Origin of the sequence: Helicobacter labacensis (assembly GCF_003660285.1) — a bacterium.
Taxonomy (GTDB): Bacteria; Campylobacterota; Campylobacteria; order Campylobacterales; family Helicobacteraceae; genus Helicobacter; species Helicobacter labacensis.
In genome coordinates, this window is record NZ_QXQQ01000039.1 from 1 (window position 1) to 10,926 (window position 10,926).

8 protein-coding genes, 1 rRNA gene and 2 pseudogenes are annotated in these 10,926 nt (G+C 43.3%); 9 read left to right on the forward strand and 2 right to left on the reverse strand.

All coding sequences use genetic code 11. The features are described 5' to 3' along the window. The 7 genes and pseudogenes from rrf to EAO33_RS08585 form a co-directional block, all read left to right on the forward strand. Positions 1-98: ribosomal RNA gene (rrf, locus tag EAO33_RS08555) — 5S ribosomal RNA — on the forward strand; the annotation flags it as partial. Positions 99-121: 23 nt separating this feature from the next. Then, entirely contained in the window at positions 122-1,303 is a 1,182-nt protein-coding gene (locus EAO33_RS08560) for a DNA-methyltransferase (protein WP_120946347.1), read from the forward strand. Continuing rightward, positions 1,290-2,157 (forward strand): annotated as a pseudogene (locus EAO33_RS08565) (CfrBI family restriction endonuclease). The gene EAO33_RS08560 and the pseudogene EAO33_RS08565 overlap by 14 nt, the downstream one beginning before the upstream one ends. 236 nt (positions 2,158-2,393) lie before the next feature. Continuing rightward, complete coding sequence (locus EAO33_RS08570; RefSeq protein ID WP_120946349.1) at positions 2,394-4,979, forward strand: hypothetical protein; 2,586 nt, start codon at positions 2,394-2,396, stop codon at positions 4,977-4,979. Positions 4,980-5,003: 24 nt separating this feature from the next. Continuing rightward, a complete protein-coding gene (locus tag EAO33_RS09785; RefSeq protein ID WP_120946351.1) occupies positions 5,004-5,795 on the forward strand; it encodes an ATP-binding cassette domain-containing protein in 792 nt (263 codons plus the stop codon). Positions 5,796-5,802: 7 nt separating this feature from the next. Next, positions 5,803-6,099: pseudogene (locus EAO33_RS08580) on the forward strand (ParA family protein); the annotation flags it as partial. Further along, a complete protein-coding gene (locus tag EAO33_RS08585; RefSeq protein ID WP_235853160.1) occupies positions 6,089-6,352 on the forward strand; it encodes a hypothetical protein in 264 nt (87 codons plus the stop codon). The pseudogene EAO33_RS08580 and the gene EAO33_RS08585, both read left to right, overlap by 11 nt. A 286-nt stretch (positions 6,353-6,638) precedes the next feature. On the opposite strand, the gene EAO33_RS09185 is transcribed toward EAO33_RS08585, so the two are convergent. Further along, positions 6,639-6,869: a hypothetical protein gene (locus tag EAO33_RS09185; RefSeq protein ID WP_162982274.1), complete on the reverse strand. Its 231-nt coding sequence runs from the start codon at positions 6,867-6,869 to the stop codon at positions 6,639-6,641. 243 nt (positions 6,870-7,112) lie between these two features. Between EAO33_RS09185 and EAO33_RS08590 the strand changes: the two genes are divergently transcribed. Together EAO33_RS08590 and EAO33_RS08605 are read left to right on the forward strand one after the other, a co-directional pair. Next, positions 7,113-7,343, forward strand: coding sequence for a hypothetical protein (locus tag EAO33_RS08590; protein ID WP_120946353.1), 231 nt, complete (start codon positions 7,113-7,115; stop codon positions 7,341-7,343). A gap of 1,619 nt (positions 7,344-8,962) precedes the next feature. Next, positions 8,963-9,334 carry a hypothetical protein gene (locus EAO33_RS08605; RefSeq protein WP_120946355.1) on the forward strand — a complete coding sequence of 124 codons (372 nt, stop codon included), beginning with the start codon at positions 8,963-8,965 and terminating at the stop codon, positions 9,332-9,334. Positions 9,335-9,350: 16 nt separating this feature from the next. Here EAO33_RS08605 and EAO33_RS08610 read toward each other — a convergent pair whose 3' ends face one another. Beyond that, positions 9,351-10,787, reverse strand: coding sequence for a Do family serine endopeptidase (locus EAO33_RS08610; protein WP_120946356.1), 1,437 nt, complete (start codon positions 10,785-10,787; stop codon positions 9,351-9,353). Positions 10,788-10,926 lie beyond the last annotated feature (139 nt).

The window sequence follows — 10,926 nt, forward strand, 5'->3', positions numbered from 1 at the left end:
GAGGAAATACCCAGTCCCATCCCGAACCTGGAAGTCAAGCTCTCTAACGCCGATGATACTGCCCTTTGCAAGGGTGGGAAAGTAGGGTGATGCGGGGGAGTTGTATGCTATAATCCGTGCGATGGTTAATAATATTAAAATTAAAAACGAAAACCTTTTTGCCACCATAACTCTTAGTATTACCTCTATTAAAAAATTGGGAGCACAAAAATCTGCTACTAATCTCTGCACTTTATTAGAGTTATTCCACCAAGATTTAGATATTGATTTAAAGCGCGAAATTGTTTCTTCTATTGGGCGGCAAAAAGATAATGAACGCATTTTAGCCTTTTTAAGCCAAGAAGCCTTTAAAGCGCATTTTATGGAAGTCATTTATCAGATGCTGCGCACCTGCTTGTATAAGGCTAAGGACGATAGTCGTTTTGCAATACTAAGGGATAAAATTTTAGAGCATTACGATAATGAAGTGATGTATAAAATGCTTGAATTTTATCAATACAGACAAAATAAGAGAATTGCTAAAAAACAAGCAGAGCAAATCACAAAGCCAAGTTTATTAATAGGAGATAATCGTCTAACCCTGCAACACATCCAAGACCAACAAATCCAGCTCATTTTTACCTCTCCACCCTATTACAACGCCAGAGTGTATAGCGATTACACTAATTACAAAGAATACTTAAAGCATATGCAAGAGAGCTTGATACAATGTTTTAGGATCTTAGAAGATGGGCGTTTTATTGTGATCAATGTCTCCCCCGTAATTGTTAAGCGTGCTGGGCGCGAGTTTGAGAGTAGGCGTTACCCAATCCATTTTGATTTTCATACGATTTTAAGTCAAAGCGGATTTTATTTCATTGATGAGATCATTTGGATTAAGCCTGAATACTCTGTGCCCAATCGCATTGCTGGCTACTTGCAGAGCAAAAAACCCTTGAGCTATAAACCTAATTGCATTACGGAGAGTCTACTGGTTTATCGCAAAAACACGCCCTTTTTGTTGGATAAAAACCTGAAAAAATACGATAAATCCCCTAAAAACAAGGGAGGCACAGACAGCACGAATTGCTGGTATATTGCTCCCAAGTCGAGCAAGGATCACCCGGCAGTATTTCCTGAGGAACTCTGTGCTAGGGTGCTCAAATATTATTCTTTTGAAGGCGATATTGTGTGTGACCCTTTTGCAGGAAGCGGGACTTTTGGCAAAGTGGCGCAGAAAATGGGACGCATCCCGCTTTTGTGCGAGCAAAATGAAAAATATGCTACGCGTTTAAAACAAGAGGGATTTTTTGAACTTAAGTAAAGTAATTTTAGATCGGATTATACACAAGCTTTTAAAAGGGTCAGATTACAGAGAAGAGATTATAAACGCCATTAATATCGCGTTTTTAGACTCCGCCCTAGATTTCTTTAGGCAAATTTTAGAAGCTAAGATGCAAGATCAGGAACTCAACTTGGAGTGGTATAAAAAACATTTTATTCTCAATCAAGACTTGGATTCCAAAGACATAGCCATTTATGCGGGGATTAATAAAAAGACTATCTGTAATATTTATGGGAGCGAAACAAGAGAAATTGTTTTAGAAGTGGCACAGGGTAATATTGATTATCTTGAAAAGTTGTTAGACGCTTTAGGTGAGAGTGCGGACATTGGGCTTTGTCTTAAAATCACCTATAAAAATGTCAGCGTAGAGCTCAATTTAAACGAGTCTTTGTTGGTGATCAACGCTCTAGCTACCAAAAAAATTGCCTTGCGCGGGGGCGCGTGGAGTAGTGTAGGCAAAAAAATAGAAAAACCTTTAATGCTGGCTCTGTGTCAAAAATGTGGGGTGAAAAAAGAGTTTTATAACGCCAAAACTTTTAGTAAAGACAAAAGGTTGGTCTATGATCGAGAAGTGGATTTTAGACTCTATAATACTGACAAAAACAAAGAATACAGAGTGGAAGTTAAGCTCATGGGTAAGGGTAATCCCGAATGCGCGGACGCTGTAATGGCTAGAGAATCGGATATTTTTATTGCTGATACTTTGAGCGAACAAAATAAAAGACAACTAGGGGCTTGGGGGGATTGAGTTCTTAGAGCTTAAGAGTAATGAGAATTGCGTTGAAAATTTTAAACAAATTCTAAAAAAGCTATCTATTCCACATGAGAGCTAGAGCATTTTAAAAATAGATGGCAATACCAATACAAATCCCAAAAGCAAAACGAGGCTAAAGCACAGGAGCATAAGGGCAAGGGGTGGTAAGGGAGTAGAACTACACCCTTTTAAGGGTGCGAAAGGTGAGGGGATGTGGGGCTTCTTTTGTCCCCGCTTGAGTTTTTATTCTCCAATTTCTCTTTTTATTTTTAACATCTCTTTAGGGTAAAATACTTTCAAAACTTAAGGACTTTTATGGACTTGAGCACCCTGAGCGAAGAAACTCTAAAACATGCCATTAAAGAGCGTTATTTTAAAGATTTTGTCTTTAAGGCGGAGTGGATCGACTTTCAAGTCTATGCCCCTAAAGAGCAACTTCCCCGCCCCCTACTCTGGGCAGAAGCTAAGGCGGGCATTTATGAGCCCAAAAAGGCTTTAACCCAATTGGTTTTAACGCTGTTAAAACACCCGCAAGCGTGCTTGCCTCCCTTTTTAGGCGCATTTGATGCCTGCCGTTTTAGTGTGGTAGAAACCAAAGAATTAAAAGACTTGCTTAGCGAACTCTCTAGCAAAAACTACACCTTTGCTCCCAGCAACACCCGCTCACAAGAGTTTAAAGAAGTTGAAAAACGCTTAAGCCCCCTTTTAGACCAGCATTTGATCAGCTTTGAGTTTGAAACCCAAGAGCAGGAGTTGAAAAACTTTATTAACTCTTTGCACCACATCGCCCAAAGTGCCATGCCCATAGATACCCTCAATGTAGAAGAGGTTTTTACCAAATGGCAAAAGCGCGTCAAGCCTAAAATTAGCATCCAATGGGACAAAATGTCCAAGGCGGGGATTTTAGATGTGGATTTTTACCTAGCCGACTTGCTTAGCTGTGAGGATACCACCCTCTTAAAAGAACTCAACACCCGCTTAATAGGGGATCATTACGAGTTTGATAAAGAAATTCAAGATGGCTTGATTTATATCAAACGCGCGGACTTCACAGACAACCAACAAGCCCATAAAGCTTTTTGGAGGGCTTATATCCGCCCCCCAGCCCACCAATACCAAGACTACATCCTCAAAAGGCGCGATTTGCTAGTGGCTAAAGATGTGCGCGAATACAAGGGGGCGTTTTACACCCCTTTAATTTGGGCGCACCAATCCAAGAGGTATTTACAGAGGATTTTAGGCACATCCTATGAAGAAGAGTATTTTATTTGGGACTTGGCAGCTGGCACGGGCAATTTATTAGAAGGCTTTATTAACCCCTACCATATCTTTGCAAGCACTTTAGATAAAAACGATGTGTCCATCATCAAAGAGCGCGCACTAAAAGGGCAACTAGCCCTCAAAGAGGAGCATATTTTTCAATTTAACTTTTTAGAGGACTCTTTAGACAAACTCCCAGACGCGCTACAAGCCATTTTAAATAACCCCAAACAGCACTCTAAATTGCTCATTTACATCAACCCCCCTTATGCTGAAGCGGGGAGCAAGACTCAGATCTCTAACACGGGCAAGAATAAGCAGGGCGTGGCTAAGGATTTTCAAAGCGCGCAAAAATACGCCCAAGAACTAGGCAAGGCTAGAAACGAAGTCTTTGCGCAATTTTTTATGCGCATTGTTAAGGAGATCGCTAAGGGCAAGCAAACGCGAGGCGAGGAAACGCTACGCGTTTCTCCCAACCAAAAAGAAGCCCCCCTTGAGGGGGAGACCCTTCAAGACTTCTTATACACCAAAACTTTAAGCCCCACTCCCCTTTCGGGCGAGGAAACGCTACGCGAGGAAACGCTACGCGTTTCTTCCCTTAAAATCGCAGGTCCTATCTTAGCCAGTTTCTCCACACTCAAATACCTAAACTCCTCTAATTTTAAAACCTTTAGAGCGCATTTTAAGGCGCGCTTTTTGGGGGGCTTTATGTGTCCGGGCAACACCTTTGACAATGTCAAGGGGCAATTCCCCATCGGGTTTTTGGTGTGGGATTTGGGCGCACCCCCCTCTAGCCAGCCCATCATCCTAGACATCTATGACTCTAAGGCTAACTTTTTGGGGGTCAAAGAGTTTAGAGCTATTGAGGGGGTAGCCAGTATTAATGAGTGGGTGCGCCACTTCACAAAAAGTAAAGAACCGCATTTAGGCTATTTCATCACGCTAGGTGTAGATTTTCAAAACCAAAATAAGGTTTGTATCGCTAGCAAGCTTGGCAAGGGACACGATTTAAACATCATTATTACCCCTCAAAACCTCCTCCCTTTAAGCGTGTATTTCAGCGTGCGCCATTGCATCCCCCACACTTGGATTAACCACAATGACCAATTTTATGAACCCTATGATGATTCATGGCAGAGTGATAGCGACTTTTTAGGGGATTGTTTAGTATTCATGTTATTTCATGGCAAAAACCGCATTTCTTGCCAATTAGGAGCTAACCACTTTATCCCCTTTAAAGAGGGTGAAGTCAATCCCAAAGCGCGCTACACGCACCACACCTTATTAGATTTTTTAGCAGGCAAAAGCCTAGCTTGTGCTCAAAGTGCAACCAATCTTTTTAAAGACAATGCCCCGCAAGGTTTGCCCTGCCCCACTTTTAGCCCCAGTGCTCAAGTGCTATTGCAAGCGGGCAAAAAGCTCTATGCCTATTACCACGCACAAGAGGGCTCTAAGCCTAATGCGAGTTTTTATGACATCAAAGAGTTTTTTGCTGGGCGCAATGCTAAGGGCAAACTCAATCCCCCAAACAAAGCTACAGACGCGCATTACAAAGAGCTTTATAGCGCGTTGCAAGAGAGTTTAGAGATTCTTGCTTTAGAGATTGCCCCCAAAGTGCGGGGGTTTGGGTTTTTACGCTAGGTTTCAATGCGCTAGAATCCATGCATGCGCCATAGTAATATCTTTAGGGTGTTTTCTCTGCTCTATGTAAGCGCGCCTAAATACATGTGCATGGCTTGTGCCTTGGTTGTGTTAGTGGGCGTGCTCCCTTCCTTGAGTGTTGCTATTACCATTAAGCTTATCAACTTTATCGCGTTGGCATTGCAACACCACAGCCTAGAATACAAACCCCTGCTCACCATTTTATCTCTAGGGGCTTTGGCGTTATTTGGATCGCTACTGGGCTCTCAAATTTTAGCCCATTGGCAAACCTTGATCGCTGAGGCTTTTTCTATGCGTATCTTAAGCACGCTGGCAGACAAATTAGAAACAACCCATGATCTGCATTTCTTAGAGGATAAAGAACGCAGTGTGCAAATCAACACCCTTAAAAATGGCTTGCATATCCGTCCACTTAACTATGTCAATAACTTATTTTTTAATTCACAACGCCTCATTGGTTTATTCTCCCTACTTGTGGTGATTAGCTCCATTAGTCTTTATTTACCCTTTGTGATGTTGCTAGCCAGTGTGCCTAGCCTTTTGCTCTCTAATTACATCGCCAAGAAACACAGCCAAGAATTAGATGCCCTCCAAGCCCAAAAAGAAGCCTTGCAAAATTATCTACAACTAGCTTGGATAGCGCGAAAAATAAAGATAATCTCTTGTTTAATTTTGTGGGTGTCTAAAATTTACGCCATTGTGGGCAAAAACGCCAGTGGTAAAAGCACTCTGATTAAATTGTTAATGGGTTTTTATACGCCCAGCTCTGGGGAGATTATCATTAATCATCAATGAAAACTTACAAACCCTCAATGAAAAACTCAAAGCCCTCATTCTCATCAACCGCATGCCCCCCATCCCCGCTCTTAAAGAAAAGCGAGCTTTGGTTACTTTTATTAAACAGTATAACACCAATGCTCAAGTCTTTCTTTTAGAAAACCACCTATGTGAGCGTATTGCTTTCAAACGCAGTATTTCAGAAGGTCTTGGCGTGATGGAGTACAACGATGCCAAAGCACAAACAGAGTGGCAGCAATTTTTTAGTGAATTGACATCTTACTTATCTATCCCCAACAAGGACACAAACTATGCAATTTAAACACACCAAAAAAGAGACAGCGATGAGCCCAGAAGAACTAGAATCTTTAGATGCCAAATTTGTAGACAGAGTCCAAGACAAAGGGATTGAGAAGTATTACACCTTGTTTTTATCCCAGGCAACCATGACTAAGCTAGAGCAATACCTTAAAGAATTTGGGCGTTTCAAAGAAAACAAAAGCACCTTCATCCAAGAGGCTTTAGAAGCGCATCTCACAAGAAAAAAAAGAACAAATCAAACAAGAATTATCTGAGAAACTAGAAAAGCTGCAGGATTAAAGGGTCTTGGCTTTTGCACTTGCGCGTGCCACCTTTTGCATGGGCTACGCTTTATCTGCTTGTTTTAGTATTTTTGCAACAGCTCCTTTGGCATCCTCAAGAATAATAATAGGGATGTGCGCAAGTCAATCTAAAATACCTAGCAAACCCACCCCCTGAATACCCCCTAATATAATTGAGAAAAGAGCACCCATTGCCAAAAATGAGAGCAGGACCCATAAGCGTATTTGTGTCGTTGTCAACTAACATCCTATAATTGCCTCAATGGCGGTCTGAATTATCAATGAGTGCATCAAAGAACATTAAAATCTGAGCCACTTGCTGGCTGTAATACTCACACAAAGGTTCTCTAGCTGTAGCAAAGTGGCACATATCATCATCGCCCGCTCCCTTGACAAGCTCAACGCCTTTTGGCGTTCGTTGCCAACATTTTTTAAGCATACCATCGGCGGTAACTTTTGGGGATAGGACTTGCTCTCGTATTTGCTCCAAAGAACTCAAAATAGCTACGGGATTAAAGTTGTTCTCGCGGAGATTGACATTAGCCTACGCATAAAGATGCACCTTATCTGTGGATACCACCCAAAAGCTGTCCTTCAAAGATGGGGCATGGGATAGATCCGCTTAGTTGCCCATGTGGTTTTTAGAAAGCTTGTTAAAGGAGTTTGGTTGATCAAATTTTGACAAGTGGTAAGAGCAAGGGCTAGAATTTCAATACCCATCTAGGAGGACGCCATGATACTCATCCCTCAAACTTCCAAGCAACTTTATACCAGTGGGTTCTATGCGCTCAATTCTATCTATAATGATGAGTGCATAGGGGATTGGCACGACTTTATCCTAGAAAATGTTGATGCATCAACAGACACATTTTTCTACGGGGATGGACAACCCAAGAACACTAATCCTATGCTAGGGGATTTGGGCATTGATGGCACACAAGCCCTTGCAACATATGGGACATAGACCATCCTTTACACCCGTGTATGTTGCTAGTCTCCTAGAGCCTATGTGGACTTAATTTACTACCGCGTCATCCTTGGGAATTGCTAGGTATCATTAACCTAGTGTGTTAGCGACAAAGAACCCGTGCATGCCTTGTTGGAAGTCATGGAGCGACACCTAAGCCTTGAGCAAAGGGCTATCTTGGATTGTATGCAAGCAAGAGCATCCTTTGATGGAATAGCCCCCTCCCCCATAAGGTAAGTGGTATGTGTTGCAAATCAAGTAGCGGGTCAGGCAGAGTGTTTTTAATGCGGCTGCTAACAAGGCTTGTGGCATATGTCAAAAGTTTAATCGAGGTCGCCTCAATCGAGTCCCCAGAGCTTGGAGCTTAAGCGACCACAATGCTTAGTTTAGAGTCCCCCTTGTCTTACAGAGTAGCACAGAAAGATCACAAGTTTAGGCTTTTTAAGGGCAGTCTAGTAGCTTTAAAATGGCAGAGTAGGTTATTCTTTTTTCTCTGTAGAGGCGGATAGTATCTTTAAAGGTGTCTAGGGAGTGGTTTTTATAGGCGTCCAATCAGGTTGGCGCACAAAGCATACAAAATGACATTGGCGTTAAAGAACTCCATAGGGTTCATCGCCTCTAGCATAGGGCGATCCAGCAGTCTATAGTTAGGATCTCTCTTTGGGCATGGGCAATGACCTTGTTGGGTTTTTGGGTTGTGGTGAGTTTCTTGGGGTTGGGGCACAATGGATGTAGTTTGAGTGAGGGGTGTCTTTTACACGGCAGGCGTGGTTGCTTTTTTGAGGGTGTTTTGTAAAGCTAAAAATCCACAGGCACGAGATGCCACCGCATGTCGCTTACGGACTTTAGAAAGCGGACACTTTGGCGATCATAAGCACATCAGGTGAAATTTTTGAGTTGTGGACACACATAGGACCGGGCTAGCGCCTCTATATGGCTAAACAGGGCTGAGTGTTGGTGATCTTGCTCTGTGGAGGCGACAAAAGCACGCAACAAAAGGACATAATTAGAGCGCGAAAAATCTTAGAGGAATTACCATGAAAGTAACCCTTAAGCATTTTAGAGTGGCGCAAATGTTAGACATTGATGAAAGACATTTATCTTACCTTAATGTCGTTCTAAGTGATGGTGACTATGGTAGAACTCAAAGACGCTTTAGAGGTCGTTGCCGAGTCTAAAGGCGTGAACCGCCCCTCCCTAAAGAGGGAGCTTCCTAACTAACAGAAACTAGCGTTTCTTAAGCTCGAAAGGCTTTGCTGTTTATACCGCAAGGCTAGTTTCAGTTCCCAAAAGACTTACAGACCCACTGGTGGGTGGAGATTAGTTACCAACCCGTCATTGTGCTAGTTTTTAATGGCTAGAATGAGCGTATCCAACTCTGCCATATTAGGTTTTTACTAATCTCGCTTACCTATTACAAGGGTAGCCTTTCTTTTCTTAGCGTGCGCTTACATCTCTGCCCTAAAGGACGGAGTTTTACGCGCAATCTAGATAAATTTGGCTTTATTTTGCAGACTTTAAAAGTGCAAAATACGACACCACCTAAAATCCTAACATAGGGCTTACAGAATGGTGTTTGGTCTGAAGTGTCTGTGATTATTAGCTTAGGAGATGGGATGTCTGGAATGCTAGAGGATCGCCACTTAAAAACCATGGATTACAACACCTCCACGCCTAAGGTATTTAAAGGCAGTGTAGATGGTGAGAATGTGGGCGGTTTTGTTTTGCTATCTAGCGGGGCTACACAATATCTCCAAGTAGCAGGCACTTTGCAAGATTACATGAATGTCGCACGCGCCCCGGGGTTGCATGACAAAGTCCAAAGTGCCCTAGAAGATCTATTAGAAACAAGAGTTAAAGAAAAAACCTTTGATGATTGCAGTGTGATCATGTTGGTTAGAGAAAGCACAGAGCCTTTAAGCTCCTCAGAGCAGAAACTAAAAGTATTTGTGCAAACTCCCCCCAGTATAAACAAAAGCCAAGCTTAAGCGCGCCTAGCGCGTCTTACTTGGCGATGATCTGTTTGAAATTACCCAAGCTAGGATCAAAGACTAAGAAGCGTTTGGGGATGTTTTTATACTTGATCATGGCGTGGTTGAAATCCTCAATATTGTGCACCGCGATCATCTCGATTTGGCTAATGATGTCCCCATGTTTGAAGCCTAATTCTTCGGCTTTGGAATTGGGCTTGACTTCTTGGACAAACACCCCATGGATCTCATCGGGGATACGCATTTGCTTGCGCATATTGGGTGTGAGGGTTTGCACTTTTAGCCCGCTGAGTTGCCCATGGGCACCCTCATGCGCGCTGCTGGTTTCTTTCTTATTGGGGTTTTTGCGTTCGGCTAGCACGAGCGTAGTGGTGTATTCCTTCTTATCGCGCATGTATTTGAGGGTGATGCGTTGGTTGGGGGCTAGAGAGCCAATCATGTTGCGCAACTGCGCGGAGTTTTTGATCTTCTTGCCATTGACCTCTGTAATGAGATCCCAAATCATCAAGCCCGCCCTCTTTGCTGGCGAATCCTTTTGGATGCTAATCACCACCGCGCCCTCTTTGCCATTGTAGCTACCAGCTAGCTCAGAGCTGACATCTTGAATCCCCACGCCCAAATACCCCCTATGGATTGTCCCGGTTTTGATCAGTTGGACAACGGTGTTTTTCACCGTGTTAGAGGGGATGGCAAAGCCTATGCCGTGGTTACCCCCCGTGCGCGAGAGAATGGCTGTGTTGATCCCCACCAACCCCCCACGGCTATCAATGAGCGCGCCCCCGGAGTTGCCCGGGTTAATGGACGCGTCCGTTTGGATGAAGTTTTCATAATTGTTGATCCCAATCCCGCTTTTATTGAGCGCAGACACAATGCCCTGAGTCACCGTTTCGCCCACCCCAAAGGGGTTTCCAATGGCAAAGACCAAATCGCCCACTAAAATATCATTGCTATTGGCAAATTTGATACAGGAGAGTCCGGTTTTATTGATCTTAATAACCGCCAAGTCGCCATCTGCGTCCGTGCCCACTAAGGTGGCGACATATTCTTTATTGCTCCCAGGCAGAGTTACCGTGATCTTATCAGCCCCATCGATGACATGGTTATTAGTAACAATATAGCCATCTGTAGAGATGATCACCCCGCTACCCAAAGCCCTCTCCACGCGATCCTTAGGGATGGAGTTGTAGAGATCCCCAAAGAATTGTTGGAAAAAGGGGTCGTTGAACAACCCCCCGCCCATGAAATTGCTCTTGATCTTCTTTTGCGTGGAGATATTCACCACCGCCTTAGTCGCCTCTTTAACCGAGGTGTTATAAGAATAAATGCTATTAGAACCACTATCTGCCCCTAGGCGCTTTTGCACCTCTGGCATGTCTTGAATTTGGATATGCCCCCCTCCAAGCGCCCCCAAACTCATCGCTAAGGCTACACTCACGCCCAACAGTCGCATTTGTTTTCCTTTATTCTCACAAGTTTAAAAACCCCCATTATACCCAAACTTTTATTTGCCTAAGCCCAAAAAAACGATCACATAGGCGCGCTAAATAGGCGTTAAAAGGGCGTATCAAACACGACTTTAAGAACATGGA